Annotated in this window: 18 protein-coding genes; 2 read left to right on the top strand and 16 right to left on the bottom strand. The window is 69.7% G+C overall.

Annotation, left to right across the window (positions count from 1 at the left end; all coding sequences use genetic code 11):
• Positions 1 to 47: 47 nt before the first annotated feature.
• Positions 48 to 959 (bottom strand): LysR family transcriptional regulator, encoded by a 912-nt coding sequence (locus tag ACLBYG_RS08690; RefSeq protein WP_447681217.1) that lies wholly within the window; start codon positions 957 to 959, stop codon positions 48 to 50.
• Positions 960 to 1060: 101 nt separating this feature from the next.
• Between ACLBYG_RS08690 and ACLBYG_RS08685 the strand changes: the two genes are divergently transcribed.
• Positions 1061 to 1735 carry a L,D-transpeptidase gene (locus ACLBYG_RS08685; RefSeq protein ID WP_447681216.1) on the top strand — a complete coding sequence of 225 codons (675 nt, stop codon included), beginning with the start codon at positions 1061 to 1063 and terminating at the stop codon, positions 1733 to 1735.
• A 193-nt stretch (positions 1736 to 1928) separates the two neighbouring features.
• Here the strand turns inward: ACLBYG_RS08685 and dnaE are convergent, their stop codons facing one another.
• On the bottom strand, positions 1929 to 5447 hold the full coding sequence (gene dnaE / locus ACLBYG_RS08680; protein WP_091680284.1) for a DNA polymerase III subunit alpha: 3519 nt from the start codon (positions 5445 to 5447) through the stop codon (positions 1929 to 1931).
• 539 nt (positions 5448 to 5986) lie between these two features.
• On the opposite strand from dnaE, the gene ACLBYG_RS08675 reads away from it, so the two are divergent.
• Entirely contained in the window at positions 5987 to 7255 is a 1269-nt protein-coding gene (locus tag ACLBYG_RS08675) for a glycosyltransferase (RefSeq protein ID WP_447681215.1), read from the top strand.
• Between the two features lie 182 nt (positions 7256 to 7437).
• On the opposite strand, the gene ACLBYG_RS08670 is transcribed toward ACLBYG_RS08675, so the two are convergent.
• The 14 genes from ACLBYG_RS08670 to nuoI all read right to left on the bottom strand — a co-directional run bounded on the left by ACLBYG_RS08670 (position 7438) and on the right by nuoI (position 22244).
• Complete coding sequence (locus tag ACLBYG_RS08670; protein ID WP_447681214.1) at positions 7438 to 7698, bottom strand: hypothetical protein; 261 nt, start codon at positions 7696 to 7698, stop codon at positions 7438 to 7440.
• Positions 7699 to 7997: 299 nt separating this feature from the next.
• Positions 7998 to 8711, bottom strand: a complete 714-nt coding sequence (locus ACLBYG_RS08665) for an ABC transporter ATP-binding protein (RefSeq protein WP_020092250.1) — start codon at positions 8709 to 8711, stop codon at positions 7998 to 8000.
• Between the two features lie 13 nt (positions 8712 to 8724).
• The gene (locus ACLBYG_RS08660) at positions 8725 to 10035 is read right to left on the bottom strand and encodes a lipoprotein-releasing ABC transporter permease subunit (RefSeq protein ID WP_091925833.1); all 1311 of its coding nucleotides are present in this window, start codon (positions 10033 to 10035) and stop codon (positions 8725 to 8727) included.
• Between the two features lie 9 nt (positions 10036 to 10044).
• A complete protein-coding gene (gene proS, locus ACLBYG_RS08655; protein WP_020092248.1) occupies positions 10045 to 11370 on the bottom strand; it encodes a proline--tRNA ligase in 1326 nt (441 codons plus the stop codon).
• 508 nt (positions 11371 to 11878) lie between these two features.
• On the bottom strand, positions 11879 to 12205 hold the full coding sequence (locus tag ACLBYG_RS08650; RefSeq protein WP_020092247.1) for a DUF1467 family protein: 327 nt from the start codon (positions 12203 to 12205) through the stop codon (positions 11879 to 11881).
• A gap of 5 nt (positions 12206 to 12210) precedes the next feature.
• Complete coding sequence (gene mce / locus ACLBYG_RS08645) at positions 12211 to 12615, bottom strand: methylmalonyl-CoA epimerase (RefSeq protein ID WP_020092246.1); 405 nt, start codon at positions 12613 to 12615, stop codon at positions 12211 to 12213.
• Positions 12616 to 12887: 272 nt separating this feature from the next.
• Positions 12888 to 14561 carry a ribonuclease J gene (locus ACLBYG_RS08640; protein ID WP_012319023.1) on the bottom strand — a complete coding sequence of 558 codons (1674 nt, stop codon included), beginning with the start codon at positions 14559 to 14561 and terminating at the stop codon, positions 12888 to 12890.
• 16 nt (positions 14562 to 14577) lie between these two features.
• Positions 14578 to 15381, bottom strand: coding sequence for a biotin--[acetyl-CoA-carboxylase] ligase (locus tag ACLBYG_RS08635; protein WP_091680288.1), 804 nt, complete (start codon positions 15379 to 15381; stop codon positions 14578 to 14580).
• 7 nt (positions 15382 to 15388) lie between these two features.
• Positions 15389 to 16834 carry an NADH-quinone oxidoreductase subunit NuoN gene (gene nuoN / locus ACLBYG_RS08630; RefSeq protein ID WP_056532553.1) on the bottom strand — a complete coding sequence of 482 codons (1446 nt, stop codon included), beginning with the start codon at positions 16832 to 16834 and terminating at the stop codon, positions 15389 to 15391.
• Between the two features lie 10 nt (positions 16835 to 16844).
• A complete protein-coding gene (locus ACLBYG_RS08625; protein WP_447681213.1) occupies positions 16845 to 18365 on the bottom strand; it encodes an NADH-quinone oxidoreductase subunit M in 1521 nt (506 codons plus the stop codon).
• 1 nt (position 18366) lies between these two features.
• Entirely contained in the window at positions 18367 to 20490 is a 2124-nt protein-coding gene (nuoL, locus tag ACLBYG_RS08620) for an NADH-quinone oxidoreductase subunit L (protein WP_447681212.1), read from the bottom strand.
• 82 nt (positions 20491 to 20572) lie between these two features.
• Complete coding sequence (gene nuoK / locus ACLBYG_RS08615; RefSeq protein WP_010686008.1) at positions 20573 to 20878, bottom strand: NADH-quinone oxidoreductase subunit NuoK; 306 nt, start codon at positions 20876 to 20878, stop codon at positions 20573 to 20575.
• A gap of 34 nt (positions 20879 to 20912) precedes the next feature.
• On the bottom strand, positions 20913 to 21533 hold the full coding sequence (locus tag ACLBYG_RS08610) for an NADH-quinone oxidoreductase subunit J (RefSeq protein WP_020092241.1): 621 nt from the start codon (positions 21531 to 21533) through the stop codon (positions 20913 to 20915).
• Positions 21534 to 21755: 222 nt separating this feature from the next.
• Positions 21756 to 22244 (bottom strand): NADH-quinone oxidoreductase subunit NuoI, encoded by a 489-nt coding sequence (gene nuoI, locus ACLBYG_RS08605; protein WP_007560744.1) that lies wholly within the window; start codon positions 22242 to 22244, stop codon positions 21756 to 21758.
• Between the last annotated feature and the right edge of the window lie 18 nt (positions 22245 to 22262).

Raw genomic sequence — 22262 nt, 5'->3', positions numbered from 1 at the left:
TCGGCCACCCCGGCCCGTTCGTCGTGGCCGCAGCGCGCCGGAGTCGGTCAACCGGCGTGGCTGATCCCCTCGATGGCGCGGATGCGCGGCACGGCGAAGTCGGTGAACGCACGGACGACCGGGCGCATGTGGCGGACGGACGGGTAGACCAGATAGGCGTCCGTCGAGCGCACCTCGTACGCGGGCAGGACGCGGACGAGGTGGCCGGCCGCCAAGTCCTCGGCGACCAGCAGGTGCTGGACCGGGCCCATGTACCGTCCCGCGCGCAGTTCGGCCAACAGCACCTCCGCGCTGTTGGTCCGCAGGGCCGGGCGGACGGCGAGGCTCAGCGTCTCGCGCCCGTGCTGGAGTACGAGCGTGTTCCGGTCGTCCAGGACCGATGTAGTCGTCACGAGGGCCCGGTCGGCGATCTGCTCGGGCGCGTCGATGCCGCCGGCCCGCGCCAAGTATGCCGGGGCGGCGACCAGGATGCGGCGCACCCAGCCGAGCCGCCGCGTCACGACGTCCTGCCCGTGGGGCCGGCCGTAGCGGAGCGCGAGGTCGTAATCCTCGTAGACGAGGTCGATCAGCCGGTTGTCCAGCACGAGATCGACCGTGACCCGCGGATTCTCGGCCTGGAACGCCGCCACGATCCGGTGCAGATGGGCCGCCCCGATGCAGGCGGGCGCGTGCAGCCGCAGCCGGCCTTCGATGCGGCCGGCCTCGGTGCGGGCATCTTCCAGGGCGGCGTCGATCGTGGCGAGCGCGGGCTGACAGGCCGCGTAGAGCCGCTGGCCCTGCTGGGTCGGACGCACCAGCCGCGCGGACCGTTCGAGGAGCCGCGCGCCGACCTGGGCCTCCAGATTGCGCAGATGCTTGCTGATCGCCGGCTGCGACACCGCGAGGTCGCGTGCGGCCGCGGTCATCGAGCCGCGCTCGACGGTCCGGAGGAACGCGCGCAGGGCCAGCGTCAGATCCATGGATGCCATCCGGTTATGGGTGCGATCACCCCATAGCCGATGGACGGGGCGGCAGCGTGGCGGTTCTGTGCGTCGTCGCCAGACCTTGGAGCGCAGCATCGATGTTTCCGACCCGCCGCAGCCTGCTCGCCGGCACGCCCCTGCTCGTCGCCGGCTGCGTCACCCGCGAGCCGCGCCCCGTCGCCGCGCTGCGCCCGCCCGTCGACCCGGCCTACACGGCCCTCTACGCCGCGCTCGACGGCGAGCCCTTCCCCGTGCCGGCGGTGGACCTGTCCGCGATAGACCCGCGCTTCCTGCGCCGGGAGGTGGCCTACGCCACGGCCGAGCCGCCGGGCACGATCGTGGTCGATCCTTCGGCGCGCTACGCCTACCTCGTGCGCGAGGGCGGGCGCGCCATCCGCTACGGCGTGGGCGTCGGTCGCGATGAGGCGTTCAACTTCCGAGGCGCGGCCGTCATCGCCCGCAAGGCCGAATGGCCGCGCTGGACGCCGACCCAGGCCATGATCAAGCGGGAGCCCGAGCGCTACGGGCCCTATGCCGGCGGCCTGCCCGGCGGGGCCGGCAATCCGCTCGGTCCGCGGGCGCTCTACCTCTATCGGGACGGAGGCGACACGCTCTACCGCCTGCACGGCACCACGGAGCCGCAGACCATCGGCACGATGGTGTCGTCGGGCTGCGTGCGGCTCCTGAACCAGGACATCATCGACCTGTACGCCCGCGTGCCGGTGGGGAGCCGGGCGGTGGTGCTGGCGGCCAGCGGGACGGCGGCGAGCTGAGGGCCTCGACGGGCACGCACCTACAATTCCCGGCGACAGAACTCACAAAAGCCCACCCGTCCTTGCGAGCGGAGCGAAGCAACCCCGTGTCGCGCGCCCTCATCCAGCGTGGCGCGTCCCTGGATCGCTTCGCTCCGCTCGCGAAGACGGCGCGGGCCGACCGAACCCACAGGCGCTTGGTATCAGCCGCCCCTCAGCTCACCTCCACCTGCACCACCCCGGGCACGGTCCGGAGCTGGCCGGCGAGCGCCGGGCTCGCCTGGAACTTGCCCGGGAGCCGGATCTCCACCTCGCGCTCGCCGCCGTCGAGCTTGAGGATCAGCGAGACCTCGCTCTCGCCCCGCATCGACAGGCGCTGCTGCACGGGCGCGACGCCGCGCGGGTCGCTCAGATGGATGCGGATGCCCTTCTGGTGGCGGGCGACCGCTTGGTCGAGGGGTTCCGCGGTGAGGATGCGGGCGCGCACGTCCTCGCCCTCCAGGTTCGCCTGGAGCTGCAGAACCAGCGGTCGGCCCGGTTCCAGGATGTCGCGGTACTGGCCGAGCCCCTCGGAGAAGATGATCGCCTCGAAATGCGCGGTCCGGTCCGACAGGGTGACGATGCCCATCTTGTTGCCGGTCTTGGTCCGCCGCTCCGCCCGGTCGAGCACCGAGGCCGCCACGCGGCCGACGCTCGACGTCCCGGCCCGCACGGCGCGGCAGAAATCCGTCCAGCTCTGCACCCGCAGCTTGTCCAAGAGGTCGCCGTACTCGTCGAGCGGATGGCCCGAGATGAAGAAGCCGATCGCCGCGTACTCGCGCTTGAGCGTGTCGGCCATCGGCCAGATCTCGTGCGGCGGGATCCGCAGGGACACGTCGTCCGCAACCACGCCGCCGAACATGTCGGTGACGCCGGCCGATTCCGCCTCCGCCGCGCTGGCGGCGAGCTTCATCATCGGCTCCACCGCCGCGAAGGCGCGCGCGCGGTCGGGCTCGATGCAGTCGAGCGCCCCGGCCTGGACGAGGCTCTCCAGGGTGCGCTTGTTGATCATCCGCGGGTTCAGCCGGCGGGCGAGGCAGGCGAGATCCTTGAACGGCCGGTCGCCGCGCGCCTCCACCAGCGCCCGCACCGCCTCGCGGCCGACGCCCTTGATGGCGGCCAGCGCGTAGAAGATCTTGCCGTCGCGCACCGCGAACACCTCGCCGGAGGTGTTGATCGAGGGCGGCTCGACCGTGATCTTCAGGCGCTGCGCGTCCTGGCGGAATTCGGCGAGCTTATCGGTGTTGTCGATGTCGAGGGTCATGGCGGCGGCCAGGAACTCGACCGGGAAGTTCGCCTTCAGGTAGGCGGTCTGGTAGGTCAGCAGCGCGTAGGCCGCCGCGTGGCTCTTGTTGAAGCCGTAATCGGCGAACTTGGCGAGCAGGTCGAAGATCTCGTTGGCCTTGGCCTTGGTCAGCCCGCGCTCGGTGCAGCCCTTGAGGAACCGGTCGCGCTGCGCGTCCATCTCGGCGCGGATCTTCTTGCCCATGGCGCGCCGGAGCATGTCGGCCTCGCCGAGCGAGTAGCCGGCGAGCACCTTGGCGATCTCCATCACCTGTTCCTGGTAGACGATGATGCCGAAGGTCTCCTTCAGCATCGGCTCCAGCTTCGGGTCCGGGTACCAGGACGCCTCGTTGCCGGCGTCGCGGCCGAGCTTGCGCTCGCAATAGACCGGGATGTTGGCCATCGGGCCCGGCCGGTAGAGCGCCACCAGGGCGATGATGTCCTCCAGCCGGTCGGCCTGCATCTCGCAGAGCGCCTTGCGCATGCCGGCCGATTCCACCTGGAACACGCCGACCGTCTCGCCCCGGCCCATCGGCCCGTAGGTGTTCGGGTCGTCGAGCGGCAGCGAGGCGAGGTCGATGTCGATGCCGCGCTGCTTCAGCAGATCGGTGCAGCACCGCAGCATCGTCAGGGTCTTGAGGCCCAGGAAGTCGAACTTCACCAGCCCCGCCTGCTCGACCCACTTCATGTTGAACTGGGTGACCCGCATGCCGGTCTTCGGGTCCCGGTAGAGCGGGACCAGCTCCTCGAGCGGCCGGTCGCCGATCACCACGCCGGCGGCGTGGGTCGAGGCGTGCCGGTGCAGGCCCTCCAGCTTCTTGGAGATGTCGATGAGGCGGCCGACGATCGGCTCCTCCTCCATGGCCTGCTGGAGCTTAGGCTCGCCCTCGATGGCCTGGGCGAGCGTCACCGGGTTGGCCGGGTTCTGCGGCACGAGCTTGGTCAGCTTGTCGACCTGCCCGTAGGGCATCTCCAGGACGCGGCCGACGTCGCGCAGCACGCCGCGGGCGAGCAGCGTGCCGAAGGTGATGATCTGCCCGACCTGCCCCTCGCCGTAGCGCTGCTGCACGTAGCGGATCACCCGCTCGCGGCCCTCGACGCAGAAGTCGATGTCGAAATCCGGCATCGAGACGCGCTCGGGGTTGAGGAAGCGCTCGAACAGCAGGCCGAACCGGAGCGGGTCGAGGTCGGTGATGAGCAGCGACCACGCCACCAGCGAGCCGGCGCCCGAGCCGCGGCCCGGACCGACCGGGATGTCGTGGTCCTTGGCCCACTTGATGAAGTCGGAGACGATCAGGAAGTAGCCCGGGAACTTCATCTTGACGATGACGTCGAGCTCGAACTCGAGGCGCTTGCGGTAATCCTCCTCGGAGAAGCCCGGCGCCGTGCCGTGCTGCTTCAGGCGCAACTCCAGCCCGGCCTCGGCCTGCCGGCGCAGCTCGGTCGGCTCGTCGGCCGAGACCGCCCGCGCGCCCGCGTCGGACGCCTCCGCCAGGGCCTCCGCCATGGGCGGCGTCTCGCCGGCCGCCACGGCGCCGAAATTCGGCAGGATCGGCTTGCGGGTCCGCGCACGGACGGCGCAGCGCATGGCGATCTCGACCGTCGCCTGGAGCGCGTCCGGCAGGTCGCGGAACAGCTCGGCCATCTCGGCCCGGGTCTTGAAGGCGTGGCTCGGTGTCAGGCGGCGGCGGCGCTCGTCCGAGACGAGGCGGCCCTCCGCGATGGCGAGCAGCGCGTCGTGGGCGTCGTAGTCGTCGGGCTTGGCGAAGTAGGGCTCGTTCGTCGCCACGATCCCGAGGCCGTGGCGGCCGGCGAGGTCGAGGAGCGCGGTCTCGATCCGCGCCTCCTCGGACTGGCCGTGGCGCTGGATCTCCACGTAGAGCCGGTCCTCGCCGAACGTCTCCTTCAGGCGCTTCAGGCGGTTGAGGGCGAGCTCCGGCCGGCCCGCCCGGAAGGCCGCGTCGAGGGGGCCCGCCATCCCGCCGGTGAGCGCGATCAGCCCCTCGGAGGCGCCCGCGAGCGCTCCGGCATCGAGGCGCGGCGCCTCGCCGAGGGCCGTGTCGAAATAGGCGCGGCTCGCCAGCCGCAGCAGGTTGGCGTAGCCGGTCTCGTCCTGGGCGAGGAGCACGATGCCGTGGCTGGTCGGCGCCTGACGCTGGTGCGGGTCCGCGGCCTCGAACGCCACCGAGAGCTGCACGCCGGCGATCGGCTGGACGCCCTCCCCGGCCGCCTTCTCGGAGAATTCCAGCGCGCCGAACAGGTTGTTGGTGTCGGTCAGGGCCAGGGCCGGCTGCCTGTCGGCGACCGCCGCCTTGATCAGGGAGCCGACCTTCAGCGCCCCTTCGAGCAGGGAATAGGACGAGTGGACGTGGAGGTGGACGAATCCGACCTCCTTGAGCTGGCGTGGCATGGCCGACCTTGTTCCGGGGTCGGGCAGCATCCCCGCTCGCCGGCCTCAAGTCGACGTGCGCCGCGCCGCCGGCGGACGATATCCACCGGTCGTGCCCCGGAAGCACCAGTTCGGCCCAGCCCTGTGGACAATCGGCGCCCACGAGGCGATCGCCTGTGCATAACCCGTCCACGGACGGAACCGGGCGGTCTTCGGAAAAATCCGGCTAACGAACCGGTGCCAAGGCTATCGCCCAGGCGCCCACCGCCGCGAACAGCATCCCGAACGCCATGAACTCGACCATTCCGGTCAGGATCACCCGCTTCAGCATCGACCTGCCTCCTGTGTTCCGGCCCTAGTATGTTCATGTTTTGTTCTATGGGAAGGGTCTGCGGGTCACAGGGCGGCCCCGTTTCTTCGACAGGGTAAAAAGTGTCTTGATGCGGATCGGGCGGGCTGGCATGCCCCCGCCTTCGAGACGAGCTCGTCACCGGCTGGGGAGTTCGAAGGAGCAAGCCATTCCCGAGCACCGGACGGTCGAACGGTTCGACGTCGCCCTCGTGGCCGTCGGCACACACGGCGATGTGCTTCCGTTCATCGCGCTGGGGCACGAGCTCCTGAAGCGCGGCCACGGCGTCTCGCTGGCGGCCCCGGCCCCGTTCGAGGCGATGGCCCGCCGGGCCGGCCTCGCCTTCCAGCCTCTGGGCACGGTCGCCGATTACGAGGCGGTGATCCGCCAGCCGGATCTGTGGCACCCGCAGCAGGGGTTCCGCCCGATGTTCGACTACGCCCTGCGGGTGGCCGAGCCGGCCTGCCTGTGGCTCGGCGCGACCCGCGCCCGGGGGATCGACCTGCGGGTGGTCGCCTCGCCGCTGGGCTGGGGGGCGCGGCTCGCGCAGGACCTCTACGATCTGCCGACCGCGACGCTGCACGTCATGCCGTTCCTGATCGAGAGCCGGTACGATCCGCCGCGCCTGCCGGGCCTGCCGCTACCGCGCGTCCTGCCGGCCGCCCTGCGGGCCTACGTGAATCTCGGCGTCGACAAGGTGGCGGTCGGCCCGTTCACTCTCCCGCCGCTGAACGCCCTGCGGGCGCGTCTCGGCCTCGATCCGGTCTACCGGCTGCGGCACTGGTGGAACAGCCCGACCGGCATGCTCCTGATGTTCCCCGACTGGTACGCGGAGCCGCAGGCCGACTGGCCGGGCCAGGCCGTGCAGCTCGGCTTCCCGCTGGTCGACCGCTTCGGCGACGTCGCGTCCATGCCGCCGGAGCTGGAAGCGTTCCTCGATGCCGGCGACCCGCCGATCGTGTTCACCTACGGCTCGGCCATGCGCCAGGGCGCCGGCTTCTTCGACACCGCGGTGCGGCTGTGCCGGCGCATGGGCCGGCGCGGCGTCCTGCTCGCCCCGCAGGGGGGGCAGATCCCGAAGCCGCTGCCGGCCGGGATCATCCACCTGCCCTACGCCCCCCTGAGCGCCCTGCTGCCGCGCAGCGCGGCGCTGGTCCACCACGGCGGCGTCGGCACGGTGGCGCAGGCGCTGGCCGCGGGCGTCCCGCAACTCGTGGTGCCCGTGGCCTTCGACCATTTCGACGAGGGGCGGCGGCTGAAGGATCGGGATCTCGGCGCCACCCTGAGCCGCCGCGCCTTCCGGCCCGCGCGGGCGGCGCGGGTCCTCGGCCGGCTGCTCGCCGACCCCGCGGTGACGCGGGCCTGCGCGGCGGCGCGGGCGCGGATGGCGGACGGCCGCGACGCCGTCCTCGACGCCTGCGACTACGTCGAGCGGCTGACGGCCGCCGAGGCCGGTCCCGGCCCGTCCCGCGCGTCCTGACCGCGCCGGCTGCCCGAACGCGGGGGGGGGGGGGGCGCCGCCTCCGACCGAAGCGGCGCCCTTTCGATTACTGCCCGAGCAGCGCGGTGGCCGAACCGACGAACGTCATGAGCAGGCCGCTCACGAAGGCGCCGATCATGACGTAGGAGAGAGCCTTGAGCTTCATCCGTCCTCGCGTCGGCTCAGCAGCGGTAGCCGCCGGAGGTCTGGCCGTACTGCTTCACCGGCCGGGTCTGCTGGTCGGCGTTGCCCTCGGCGGCCGAGCTCAGCGGGCAGCCGACGTAGTTGGGGTTGTCGTGGACCCCCAGTCCGAGCGAGCCCGTGGTCTCGACCTCGTAGGGAGCGAGGCCCGTCCAGCGGGCGCCGTTCGCCGCCAGAGCGGACGAGATCGGGGCAACGCCAAGGACAAGTGCGGTGACGGCTGCGGAGATACGGGTCTTCATGGTCAGGCTCCAGAGATAACGCAGTACAGACCGGTTGTTCGGCTCTGTTTTATCTTGCGTGATCACAAGATAGGGGCCCAGTGTCTTCCGCGACGTGACGCGTCGCACGCGGCGCGACGGATTAAAGATCGCGTGCACTTGCGGGGCTCGGAGGTCCGCGGGCCGGCTGGCGTCGCGGGCCGGGAGCGATGCGCCCTGTGGTTGATCGAGGCTGCCGGGGCGCGGCGTGTAAGGGGCGCGCCGCCGCGCGTGCCGTCGCTGCGCCGGCACACGGGAGATCTGCTCAGCGGGTGGCCCGCTCAGTCGAGCTGCGTGATCAGCCCGTCCCGGATGGTGACCCGCCGATCCATGCGGGCGGCCAATTCCAGGTTGTGGGTCGCGACCAGGGCGGCGAGCCCCGAGGCGCGGACCAGGGCCATCAGGATCGAGAAGACGTGGCCCGCCGTCCCGGGATCGAGGTTGCCGGTCGGCTCGTCGGCGAGCAGCAGCCGCGGGCCGTTGGCCACCGCCCGGGCGATGGCGACGCGCTGCTGCTCACCTCCCGACAGCTCCGCCGGACGGTGCGGCAGCCGCTCCTTGAGGCCGAGGAAGCTCAGGAGTTCCGTGGCGCGGGCCTTCGCCTCCGGGGCCTTCAGGCCGCGGATGAGCTGGGGCATCACCACGTTCTCCAGCGCCGAGAACTCCGGCAGCAGGTGGTGGAACTGGTAGACGAAACCCATCTCCTCGCGCCGCAGGCGCGTGCGCTCGGAATCCGCCATCGCGGCCGTGGGCTGACCGCCGATATAGATCTCGCCCCCGTCCGGCCGCTCCAAGAGGCCGGCGAGGTGCAGCAGGGTCGACTTGCCGGCTCCCGACGGCGCTACCAGTGCGACCAACTCCCCCGGCCAGATCGCGAGGTCGGCCCCGCGCAGGATCTCGAGGGCACCCTCGGCCTGGGCGTAGCGCCGCTCGACGCGGGAGAAGAACAGCGCCGGCACCGGCTGGTCGCCGGCGGTCTGGCTCGAATCGCTCATCGGATGCGGCCCGTCAGCCGTAGCGGAGGGCCTGCACCGGATCGAGCCGGGCGGCGCGCCAGGAGGGATACAGCGTCGCCGCGAGCGACAGCAGCAGGGAGGTGATCACCACGGCGGTGATCTCCTTCGGGTTCATCTGCGCCGGGATCTCGGCGAGGAACCGCACCGTCGGGTCCCAGGCGCCCGGAAACAGCACGTGCTGGATCGGCTTGATGTTCAGCGTGATCAGGATGCCGAGGCCGAGCCCGCTGAGCGTCCCGACGACGCCGATCAGCGCGCCGTTGATCAGGAACACCCGCATGATCGTGCCGGGCGTCGCCCCCATGGTGCGCAGGATCGCGATGTCGCTCGATTTGTCGCGCACCAGCAGGATCAGGCCGGAGACGATGTTGAGCGTCGCCACCACGACGATCAGGCTGAGGATCAGGAACATCACGTTCCGCTCGACCTCCAGCGCCCCGAAGAAGGTCCGGTTGCGCTGGCGCCAGTCGGTGAGCAGGATCGGGCGCTCGGCCGCCATCTCCAGGGGCTCGCGCATGTCGCCGACATGGTCGGGATCGTCGACGTAGATCTCGATCATGCTCACGTCGCCGTCCTTGTTGAAGAACGCCTGGGCCTCGGCCAGCGGCATGAACACGAAGGTCTGGTCGAACTCGGTCATGCCGACCTCGAACACCGCCTTGACCGTGTAGCTCTTGGTGCGCGGCGCCGTCCCGAAGGGCGTCGACGAGCCCTTGGGCGTGACCAGCGTGATCGTGTCGCCGGCCTGCAGGCCCAGCGTGTCGGCGAGCCGCCGCCCGATCAGCACGCCGGTGCCGTCGTCGAAACCTTCGAGGGTGCCGCCGCGGATCGCCGAGGACACGGCCGCCAGCGCGTCGAGGTCGGCCGCCCGCACGCCGCGGATGATGACGCCGGATCCGCCGTACTGCGACGAGGCGAAGGCCTGGCCCTCGACCAGCGGCACCGCGGCGCGCACGCCCGCCACCTTCGACAGCCGGTCCGACAGGTCGGTCCAGTCGTTGAACGGCCGGTCGATGGGCGTCGCGAACAGGTGGCCGTTGATGCCGACGATCTTCGACAGCAGTTCCGCGCGGAAGCCGTTCATCACCGACAGGACGATGATCAGCGTGGCGACGCCGAGCGCGATGCCGAGCACCGAGAAGAACGCCACCACCGAGACGCCGCCGCCCCGGCGCCGGGCGCGCAGGTAGCGGCCGGCGAGGATCCACTCGAACGGCGCGAAGGGCGCGGTGCCCTGGCGGAACGAGGCCGCGAACGAGGCCGCGAAGGTCCGAACCCGGTCCAGCTTCGCTGAGGCGGCCATCGGCACGCCTCAGACGCGCCGGATGCGTGCCAGCAGATCGACGGTCGCGAGGCTCTCGCGCTCGCCGCCGGCACGCCGCTTCAGCTCGACCTTGCCCTCCGCCAGGCCCTTGGGCCCGACGATCACCTGCCAGGGCAGGCCGATCAGGTCGGCGGTGGCGAACTTCGCGCCGGGACGCTCGTCGCGGTCGTCGTAGAGCACCGACAGGCCGGCGGTCTCGAGGTCGGACTGGATCTGCGCGCAGGCGGCGTCGGTGGCCGCGTCCCCGACCTTGAGGTTGATCAGCGCGACGTCGAACGGCGCCACCGAGTCCGGCCAGATGATCCCGGCCTCGTCGTGGCTGGCCTCGACGATGGCGGCGACCAGCCGGCTCGGCCCGATGCCGTAGGAGCCCATATGGACCGGCCGCTCGATCCCGTCCGGACCGGCGACCTTGGCGCCCATCGGCTCGGAATACTTGGTGCCGAAGTAGAAGATGTGCCCGACCTCGATGCCGCGGGCCGCCATGCGGTTGTCCTCCGGGACCTCCGCGAAGGCCGCCGGCTCGTGCATCTCCTCGGTGGCCGCGTAGTGCGAGGTCCAGGCATCGACGATGCCCTGGAGGGCGGCGACGTCGTCGAAATCGACCGTCGCCGGCGGGATGTCGAAGTCGAGATAGGCCTTATCGCAGAAGACCTCGCTCTCGCCGGTCTTGGCCAGGATGATGAACTCGTGGGACAGGTCGCCGCCGATCGGGCCGGTATCGGCGCGCATCGGGATCGCCTTCAGGCCGAGGCCCGCGAAGGTGCGCAGGTACGCCACGAACATCCGGTTGTAGGCGTGGCGCGCGCCGGCCTGGTCGAAATCGAACGAGTAGGCGTCCTTCATCAGGAACTCGCGGGAGCGCATCGTGCCGAAGCGCGGCCGCACCTCGTCGCGGAACTTCCACGAGATCTGGTAGAGGTTCTTGGGCAGGTCCTTGTAGGAGCGCACGCTCGCCCGGAAGATCTCGGTGACCATCTCCTCGGCGGTGGGGCCGTAGAGCATCTCGCGGTCGTGCCGGTCCTTCAGGCGCAGCATCTCCTTGCCGTAGGCGTCGTAGCGGCCGGATTCCCGCCACAGCTCGGCGGACTGCACCGTCGGCATCAGGATCTCGACGGCGCCGGACCGGTCCTGCTCCCGCCGGATCACCGCGCAGACGCGCTCCAGAACCCGCAGGCCCAGCGGCAGCCAGGCGTAGATGCCGGCGGCTTCCTGGCGGACCAGGCCGGCGCGCAGCATCAGCCGGTGCGAGACGATCTCGGCTTCCTTGGGCGTCTCGCGCAAGGTCGGCATGAAATAGCGGGAGAGACGCATGTCGTCAGAGTCTTGGAAGAGGATCGGCCGGGAGGAGCCGCGGCGCGCCGGCACACAACACGCCGGAGACGCAAATTACAAGCACTGCGCGACCACGGCGGGGCGTAATCGCGGCGAACCGGAGGCGGCGACCCGGCCGCGCTGAGGCCGCTGCCTAGGCGGAAAGCGGTATGCCCATTTGCCGGCAAGAAAGCGCAGATTTTTCTCGCAGACCCGGTGACAACACGAATTGTTGTTCCTATAAGCGTCCGGCGATGTTTGCGACGCCCGGAAGAGGTGGCGCAAGGTCCGAGTCTCGGGAGGAAAAGCGACCGCCCCGCAGCCAATGCGAGGGATATTTCAAGGTCGAGCCAGTGAAGCTTGAAAGCAAGGCCTCGGGCCTTGCTTTTTTTATTCTTGGGTCCGGTCGGCGCGGCCGTGTCGGACCACCGGGAGGGCCCGCGCCCATCTGGTTTCCCGGGCCGTGACCCGACGCGGGGCGTCTCCCGGATCGCCGCTCAGAGCCGTCCTAAAGTCCGGTCAGCGGGAACACCGCCAGGGCGATCAGGAAGGCGGCGCCCGCGACCAGCGTCGTCCAGATCGCCTTCTCGCGCAGTCGCGGCGCCGCCGGCGCGCCGGGATCCTGGCCCGGAACCACGTGGCTGGGCCGCGTCTCCGGCTGGTTCCGCAGGGGCAGGACCGCGAAGAGCAGCGTCCACCAGACCACGAAGTAGAGGGCGATCGCCCCGCCCACCGTCAGCTTGAACAGGCTCACCGCCGCCGCCACGAAGGCGGCGATCAGGACGGTGATTGCCGCCAGGGTCACCGGCGTCGAGCGGGCCAGCGCGTTCATCATCCGGCTCACACCTGCTCCAGCTCGACCAGGGTGCCGAGGAAGTCCTTGGGGTGCAGGAACAGGACCGGCTTGCCGTGCGCGCCGATCCGCGGCTCGCCGGTGCCGAGCACCCGTGCGCCCTGCGCCTTGAGCTGGTCGCGGGCGGCCAGGATGTCGTCGACCTCGTAGCAGACGTGGTGGATGCCGCCGCCCGGGTTGCGGGCCACGAAGGACTCGATCGGCGAGCCCTCGCCCAGGGGGGACATCAGCTCGATCTTGCTGTTCGGCAGCTCGACGAACACGACGGTGACGCCGTGCTCGGGCTGCGGCAGGGGCGCGGTGATCGTCGCGCCCAGCGTGTCGCGGTAGACCGCGCAGGCGGCGTCGAGATCCTGCACGGCGATGGCCACGTGGTTGAGACGGCCGATCATGATGTTTCCTCCCCGGCATGCTGGCTCCCTGACCGGGAGCTTCGTTCGTTCGCGGGGAAGGCTCCGCCCGTACGCGCGGACGCGACCGGCCCCCTCTCCCGTGCGGCAGAGGGTTGGGGTGAGGGACGAGCCCTCTCCGGCAGAACCTGTCCCCCTCACCCTGTCCCTCTCCCGTGCGCGAGAGGGAACCCGGGCCCTGTCCGGCAGCCGATCGGATGATCGGCTGCTTCGGCTCCGTCTAGATTACAGCCAACCGCTATCGGCAGCCAGCTTCACACCTCCACCACCTGCACGTGGCAGGCCGGCTTCTTGCCCCACACCTCGTTGACCGCGGTGCGCACCGCCCGGTCGACCGTCTTCTCGACGCTCTCCGAGTCCTTCAGCTTGCCCCGCGACATCCCCGACAGGGTGCGGGAGACCGCGTCCACCACGGTCTCGATCAGCGGCTCGCCGGACCGGCCGCGGTTCGGCAGGCCGATGATGTCCACCGCCGGCTCGCCGAGCACGACGCCGTCCTCGTCGATGGCGATCGCCACCGAGACCAGGCCGGCCTGCATCAGCTTGCGCCGCTCCGGGATCGCCCGGTCCTTCTCGTCGATCAGGACGTCGCCGTCCTTGAACAGGCGGCCGGCCTTCACGTGGTCGATCACCTCGGGCTTGCCGGGGCTCAGGCGGATCAGGCTGCCGTTGCGGGCCTTGACCACGTTCTGCACGCCCTGCGCCCGCGCGAAGCGGGCGTGCTCGTCGAGGTGCAGGGCCTCACCGTGGACCGGGATCGCGGTGCCCGGGCGGGTCCACCGGTACATCTCGACCATCTCGTCCCGGCGCGGGTGGCCGGAGACGTGGACGAGGTCGGTGCGGTCGGTGATCACCTCGACGCCCTGCTCGATCAGGTCGTTGATGATCGAGCCGACATCGCGCTCGTTGCCCGGGATGGCGCGCGAGGAGAAGATCACCTGGTCACCGGCGGTGAGGCTGATATCCGGGTGGTCGCGGCGGGAGACGCGGGCGAGCGCCGCCCGCGGCTCGCCCTGTGAGCCGGTGAGCAGCGCGACGACGCGCTCCCGCGGCAGGCTCTTCCACGAATCGGAGCGGCGGAACTCGGGCAGGCCGTCGAGGTAGCCGCACTCGCGGGCGACGTCGATCACCCGGTCCATGGCGCGGCCGACCGCGATGACCTCGCGCCCGCAGGCGGCGGCGGCCTCGGCGACCGCGCGGATGCGCGCCACGTTGGACGCGAAGGTCGTCACCGCGACCCGGTGCGGCGCGTCCGCGATCAGCGTCTTCAGCGTCTCGGCGACGGTCTTCTCGCTCGGCGAGAAGCCCTCGCGCACGACGTTGGTCGAGTCGCAGACGATGGCGAGGACGCCCTCGTCCCCGAGCGCCGTGAACGCCTCCGGCGACGTCACCGAGCCGGCCACCGGGGTCGGATCGATCTTCCAGTCGCCGGTGTGGAGGACGAGGCCCGCCGCGGTGCGGATGGCGATGGCGTTCGATTCCGGGATGGAGTGCGAGACCGGCACGTACTCGAGCTCGAACGGCCCGACGGTCACGCGCCGCCCGGGCTTCACCTCGCGCAACTCGACCTTCGGGGCGCCGGGCTCGGACAGGCGCCGGGTCTCCAGCAGGTTCTTGGCGAAACGGGTCGCGTAGACCGGCGCCTTGAGCCGGGGCCACAGCTCCGAGATCGCCCCGATGTGGTCCTCGTGCGCGTGGGTGATGAAGATCCCCAGCAGGTCCTTGCGCCGCTCCTCGATGAAGGAGAGGTCGGGGAACATCAGGTCGACGCCCGGCATCTGCTCCTCGCCGGCGAAGCCCATGCCGCAATCGACCATGATCCACTTCCGGCCCTTCTCCGGGCCGAACCCGTAGAGCGCCGCGTTCATTCCGATCTCGCCCACGCCGCCGAGCGGCAGGAAGACCAGCTCCTCCTGTCCCTTAACCATCTGTCGTCGTCCAAACTCAGGCCGCCGTCGCGGCCGATCCGAAATGCACCTCGCCCGCCGTCACGGTATGCCGGTTCCCGTCGGGGGCGAGGATCACGAGCCGCCCCCCCTCGTCGATCGTCTCGAACACGCCCCGCAGGATGTGACCGCCGCTGTGCACCGCGATCTCCGATCCGAGACCCGCGGCCCGCGCGAGCCAGGCCGCGCGCAGGTCAGCGAAATTCCGTCCCCGGTCCCAGGCGCGCGCCCGCGCGGCCACCCGGTCCGAGAGATGTTCCAGTAGCGCCTCGGCGCCGCACGCGTAACCCGCCGCCGCCAGGCTCGCGGCCCCGAGGCCCTCCGGCGCCGCCGCGACGTTCACGCCGAAGCCGATGACCGCGGCGCGCCGCCCGCCCGGGAGCGTCTCCGCCTCCAGGAGCAGGCCGGCGAGCTTCGCCCCGCCGAGCAGCACGTCGTTCGGCCACTTGAGCTGAAAAGATCGGGCCCCGGCGCCGGATCCGGTATCCGGCAGGGTGCCGCAGGCCGCCTCCAGCGCCTCGATCAGGGCGAGGCCGGCCACGAAGCCCAACTCGGCGAGGTGGTCCGGCGCGACCCCGGCGACCGGCCAGAGCACGCTCGCCGCGAGGTTGCCGGGGAGCGAGGACCAGCTGTTGCCCCGCCGACCGCGGCCCGCCTCCTGGCGGTGCGTCACCACCCAGAGCGGGCCTGTCTCGCCGGCGCGCGCGCGCGCCACGGCCTCCGTGTTGGTGGATCCGAGGGTGTCGTGGACGTGCAGGCGGTGGCCCTCGGCGCGCGCCGAGGGCCCGAGTCGGTAGGTCAAGGCCGTCCTAGAACAGCGACTTCGCGGCGCGGCCGGCGGCGCCGACCAGCGGCCCGGGCAGCAGGAAGAACAGCACCACCACGACGCTCGACAGGGCGAGCACGATGCGCAGGCCCGGGGCCATCGCCTCGTACGGCTCCTTCGGCTCGTCGAAGTACATGATCCGCACGACGCGCAGGTAGTAGTAGGCGCCCACGACGCTGGTCACCACGCCGATCACCGCCAGCGTCACGAGACCCGCCTTGATGGCGGCGGCGAAGACGTAGAACTTCGCGAAGAACCCGGCGAGCGGCGGGATGCCGGCGAGCGAGAACATCATCGCGGCGAGGCAGAAGGCGAGCCACGGATGGGTCCGCGACAGGCCCGACAGGTCCTCGATCTTCTCGAACATCACGTCCCGACGCCGGAGCGACAGGATGATCGCGAAGGTGCCGAGCGTCATCGCGAGGTAGATGATCATGTAGGTGACGAGCCCGCTGATCCCCTCCTCCGAGCCGGAGGCCAGGCCAATCAGCGCGTAGCCGATATTGCCGATCGACGAGTAGGCCATCAGGCGCTTGATCGAGGTCTGGCCGATCGCCGCGAACGAGCCGAGCGCCATCGACGCGATCGAGACGAAGATGAAGATCTGCTGCCAGATGGCCGTCACGTCCGGCATCGCGCCGATGAAGACCCGCACGGTCATCGCCACGGCGGCCATCTTGGGCGCCGAGGCGAAGAAGGCCGTCACCGGGGTCGGCGAGCCCTCGTAGACGTCGGGCGTCCACATGTGGAACGGCACGGCCGCCAGCTTGAAGCACACGCCGGCCGCCAGGAACACGATGCCCAGCACGATGCCGAACCCGGCATTCTCGTTGAGCGCCGAGACGATGCCGGGGAACGAGACCGTGCCGGTGAAGCCGTAGACCAGCGAGGCGCCGTAGAGCAGCATGCCGGAGGAGAGCGCGCCGAGCACGAAGTACTTGAGGCCGGCCTCGGTGGACTTCACGTCGTCGCGGTGGAAGGCGGCGATCACGTAGGCGGCGAGCGACTGCAGCTCCAGGCCCAGGTAGAGCGCGATCAGGTCGTTGGCCGAGACCATGACCATCATGCCGATGGTGCAGAGCACGATCAGGACCGGGAACTCGAAACGGTCGATGCGCTCGCGCTTGAAGAAGTCGTGCGCCAGCAGGATCGTCGCCGAGGATCCGAGCAGCACCAGCGACTTCATCACCTTGGCGAAGGAATCGGACACGAACGCGCCCGACAGGGTCGTGACCCGGCCGTGCACCGGCTGCGAGATTACCACCGACAGGGCGACGAGGAGCAGGGCGAGGGCGCCGATGCTCACGGTCTCGGCGGAGCGGTCGCCGCGCCACGCGCCGTAGAGGATCAGGCCCATGACGCCGACGCCGAGGATCAGCTCGGGCATGAGCGGCGCCAGCGAGGGCAGGACGGAGTGGACGGTTGTCATGGTGTCCGCCTCAGCGCGGGATCGGCAGCGCCGCGGCGGCCGTCTGGGTGTTCGAGAGCGCGGTCTTGATGCTCGCCATCAGCGCGTCGGTCGAGGGCGCGAACACGTCGAGCACGGGGGCCGGGTGAACGCCGTAGTAGATCGTCAGGACGACCAGCGGCGCCAGGATGATCTTCTCGCGGGTGTCGAGATCTAGGATGCCCTGGAGATTCGGCTTCTCCAGCTTCCCGTAGATCACCCGGGCGTAGAGCCACAGGGCGTAGGCCGCCGACAGGATGATGCCGAAGGTCGAGAAGAACGCCACGTTCGGGTTCGCCTTGAAGGCGCCGAGCATGGCCAGGAACTCGCCGACGAAGCCCGAGGTGCCCGGCAGGCCGACATTGGCCATCGTGAACACCATCATGGCCACGGCGTAGAGCGGCATCCGCTTCACGAGGCCGCCATAGGCCGAGATCTCGCGGGTGTGCATCCGGTCGTAGACGACGCCGACGCAGAGGAAGAGCGCCCCCGACACGATGCCGTGGGAGATCATCAGGAACAGCGCGCCCTGGATGCCCTGCTCGTTCAGGGTGAACAGGCCCAGCGTCACGAAGCCCATATGGGCCACCGACGAGTAGGCGATCAGCTTCTTGATGTCGGTCTGCATCATCGCGGTGAGCGATGTGAAGATGATCGCGATCACCGACAGCGCGAACACGAACGGCGCGAAGTCGTGGCTCGCCACCGGCAGCATCGGCAGCGAGATCCGGATGAAGCCGTAGCCGCCCATCTTCAGGAGGATGCCCGCCAGGATCACCGAGCCGGCGGTGGGCGCCTCCACGTGGGCGTCGGGCAGCCAGGTGTGGACCGGCCACATCGGCATCTTCACCGCGAAGGAGGCGAAGAAGGCGAGCCACAGCCAGGTCTGCATCTGCACCGGGAAGCGGTACTGCAGCAGGGTCGGGATGTCGGTGGTGCCGGCCTGCCAGTACATCGCCATCACGGCGAGCAGCATCAGCACCGAGCCGAGCAGGGTGTAGAGGAAGAACTTGAAGCTGGCGTAGACCCGGCGCGCGCCGCCCCAGATGCCGATGATCAGGAACATCGGGATCAGGCCGGCCTCGAAGAACAGGTAGAACAGCACGAGGTCGAGGGCGGCGAAGACGCCGATCATCGTCGTCTCGAGGACGAGGAAGGCGACGAAGTACTCCTTCACCCGGAAGTGGATCGAGTGCCACGAGGCGCCGATGCAGAACGGCATCAGGAACGTGGTCAGCAGGATCAGCGGCATCGAGAAGCCGTCGACGCCGAGCTTGAACCGGATCGTCTCGGTGAGCCACGCGTGGCTCTCCACGAGCTGGAAGCTCGACGAGGCGGTGTCGTAGCGGCTCCACGCCACCAGGGAGAGCAGGAAGGTGACGACCGTGGTGGCGAGCGCGGCCCAGCGGCTGTTGCGCGCGACCGACTCCTCGTCGCCGTTCAGCGTGAGGATGAAGGCCGCGCCGCAGAGCGGCACGATCAGCAGGCCGGAGAGGATGCCGAGGCCGAGCATGTCAGTGTGCACCCTTGGGCAGGCCGGACATCAGGTACCAGCTGATCAGGCCGGCGACGCCGATGAGCATGACGAAGGCGTAGTGGTAGACGTAGCCGGTCTGGAGACGGACCACCCCGCGGGTCACGTCCACGACGCGCGCCGCGATCCCATTCGGCCCGAGGCCGTCGATGATCCGGCCGTCGCCCTGCTTCCAGAGGAACAGGCCGAAATCCTTGGCCGGGCGGACGAAGATCCGGTCGTAGATCTCGTCGAAGTACCACTTGTTGAGCAGGAACCGGTACAGCGACGGCTGCTGCGCGGCGAGCGCGCCCGGCAGTTCCGGCCGGCGGATGTACATCCAGTAGGCCACGACGAAGCCGAGGATCAGCATGATCAGCGGCGCGTACGAGACCAGCGCCGGGACGTCGTGGATCTCGTGCATGATGTGGTTGTTCGGGCCGTGCGCCAGGGCGTGGCCCCAGAACGCCTCCATCCCCTCGCCGATGAAGCGGTTGTGGAAGATGATCCCGGCGAACATCGCGCCGAAGGCGAGCACCCCGAGCGGGATCGTCATCACCAGCGGGCTCTCGTGGGGCGTGTGGTCGCCGTGGTGGCCGTGCCCATGGTGGTCGTCGGCGACGAGGTCGCTCTTGTGGGCCGGCTCGATGTCGTGGCCCTTGTCGTCGTGGGCGACGCCCTCGGTGTGCCCGGGCGCGCCGTCGGCCTCGTGGGCCATGGTCGCGTGGGCCGTAGTCGCGTGGGCGATCGCGGGCGCGTGGTGCTGATCGTGGGCGGCGTGGGCGCCCCAGCGGGCCGGGCCCTCGAAGGTCATGAAGAACAGGCGCCAGGAGTAGAACGAGGTGAAGAACGCCGCCACCACGGTGCACAGGAAGGCGAGCGTGTGCCCGGGGCGGGTCGAGGCGTAGGCCGCCTCGATGATCGCGTCCTTCGAGTAGTAGCCGGCCGTGTAGGGGAAGCCGATCAGCGCGAGCGAACCGATCGCCATCATGGCGCTGGTGTAGGGGATGTAGCGGCGCAGGCCGCCCATGTTCCGCATGTCCTGCTCGTGGTGCATCGCGTGGATGACCGAGCCGGCGCCGAGGAACAGCAGCGCCTTGAAGAAGGCGTGGGTGAACAGGTGGAACACGCCGGCCGCGTAGGCGCCGACGCCGAGCGCCACGAACATGTAGCCGAGCTGCGAGCAGGTCGAGTAGGCGATCACCCGCTTGATGTCGTTCTGCACGAGGCCGATCGTGGCCGCGAACAGGGACGTGATGCCGCCGATCACCGTCACGACGATCAGCGCGTTCGGCGCCTCCTCGAAGAGCGGCGACAGGCGGGCGACCATGAACACGCCGGCGGTGACCATCGTGGCGGCGTGGATCAGCGCCGAAACCGGGGTCGGGCCCTCCATGGCGTCGGGCAGCCACGTGTGCAGCAGGAACTGCGCCGACTTGCCCATGGCGCCCATGAACAGAAGCAGGCAGGCCAGCGTCAGGGCGTTCCAGTCGTAGCCGAGGAGGTGGAAGCTCAGCGTCTTGATCGCGTCGACCTTGCCGAAGACGGCGTCGAACGCCACTGAGCCGGTCAGCACGAAGACCAGGAAGATGCCGAGCGAGAAGCCGAAATCGCCGACGCGGTTGACGATGAACGCCTTCATGGCGGCGGCGTTGGCCGAGGGCTTCTCGTACCAGAAGCCGATCAGCAGGTACGAGGCGAGGCCCACGCCTTCCCAGCCGAAGAACATCTGGACGAGGTTGTCGGCCGTCACCAGCATCAGCATGGCGAAGGTGAACAGCGACAGGTAGGCGAAGAAGCGCGGCCGGTGCGGATCCTCCTCCATGTAACCCACGGAGTAGAGGTGCACGAGGGTCGAGACGGTGGTCACGACGACCAGCATCACCCGGGTCAGGGTGTCGACCTTGAAGGCCCAGTCGACCTGGAGGTCGCCGGCCGCGAACCAGGACGCCACCTGCACGCGCTCGGCCGGCCCGCCGTCGATGAACACGCCCCAGGCGATCAGCGCCGTAAAGGCGAGGAAGGACGTGGTGATGTACTCACAGGCCCGCGCCCCGATGTACCGGCCGAACAGGCCGGCGATCAGGAAGCCGATGAGCGGGAAGAAGACGATCGCGTGATACATCGCTCTCTTGCAGTCCGTCCTCCGGGCCGGCCGCGAAGCGGCGGCGTCCGGATGTCACTCGGGGCGCGCGAAGGGGAAGGCCCTAGCCCTTCATCATGCTGACGTCTTCCACCGCGATCGAGCCGCGGTTGCGGAAGAACACCACCAGGATGGCGAGGCCGATCGCCGATTCGGCGGCCGCGACGGTCAGCACGAACAGGGCGAAGACCTGTCCGGTGATGTCGTTCAGCTGCGTCGAGAAGGCGACGAGGTTGATGTTGACCGAGAGCAGGATCAGCTCGACCGACATCAGGATGACGATGATGTTCTTGCGGTTGATGAAGATGCCGAGCACGCCGAGCGTGAACAGGATCGCCGCGACGGTTAGGTAGTGGCTCAGGCCGATCATCGTTCGATTCCTCCGGCTCTCATCAGCGCGCGCATCAGACCTCGACACCCTGGCGCGAGGGGACCTTGCGGGTCTCGACCGCCATGGCCTGGGTGCGGGCGTTCTGGACCGCGATGTTCTGGCGCTTGACGCCCGGCCGGTCGCGCAGCGTCAGCACGATGGCGCCGATCATGGCGACCAGCAGGATCAGGCCGGCGAGCTGGAAGAAGTAGGCGTAGTCCGTGTAGATCACGCGGCCCAGCGCCTGCGCGTTGGTGAGGTTCTCGGCCGAGGCGACGTTGCCGAGCGGGGCCTGGACGAGGCCCGGATCGATGCTCCACGAGCCGACGACCAGCAGGATCTCGACCAGGAAGATCGCGCCGATCAGGGCGCCGATCGGAAGATACTGCTGGAAGCCCTGGCGCAGCTCGGCGAAATCGACGTCGAGCATCATCACCACGAACAGGAACAGCACCGCGACCGCGCCGACGTAGACGACCACGAGGATCATCGCGAGGAACTCGGCGCCCATCAGGACGAACAGTCCGGCGGCGTTCACGAAGGCGAGGATCAGGAACAGCACCGAGGCGACGGGATTGCGCGAGGCGATCACCATGAAGCCCGACGCGACCGTGATGCTCGCGAACAGATAGAAGAAGGCGGCTGCTGCGGTCATGCGCTGATCGGGATCGGCCGCCGGAGCGGCCCCTTCTGCCGTGCGTGGAGACGGTCCGCGGCGGGCGGCCCGTCTATAGAACCCGGTCGACGGGGGCACAACAGCGCCCCCGGCATGGCTCTAGAGCATCCCACCGGAACCGGGAACCGGTGTGATGCTCTAGAGCCTTGTTTTCGCGTCATCTTCTGCCGGACACCGGCAACCGGTGCCCGGGACGACGGCTCAGCGATACGGCGCGTCCATCGCGATGTTGCGGGCGATCTCGCGCTCCCAGCGGTCACCGTTCAGCAGGAGCTTCTGCTTGTCGTAGAGGAGCTCCTCGCGGGTCTCCACCGAGAACTCGAAGTTCGGCCCTTCCACGATGGCGTCCACCGGGCAGGCCTCCTGGCACATGCCGCAGTAGATGCACTTCACCATGTCGATGTCGTACCGCGTCGTGCGGCGGGTGCCGTCGTTGCGCCGGGGGCCCGCCTCGATGGTGATCGCCTGCGCCGGGCAGATCGCCTCGCAGAGCTTGCACGCGATGCAGCGCTCCTCGCCGTTCGGGTAGCGGCGCAGCGCGTGCTCGCCCCGGAAGCGCGGGCCGCGATGGCCCATCTCGAAGGGGTAGTTGATCGTGGCCTTCGGCTTGAAGAAGTAGCGCATGCCGAGGATCATCCCGGACACGAACTCCTTCAGGAGGAGGCTCTTGGCGACCTGATCGAGCTTCATGCCCGGATCTCCGATGCG

This window comes from Methylobacterium sp. D53M, assembly GCF_053345625.1.
Note: the sequence above shows the minus strand (reverse complement) of the source record. Positions and strands in the feature narration are given on the sequence as shown.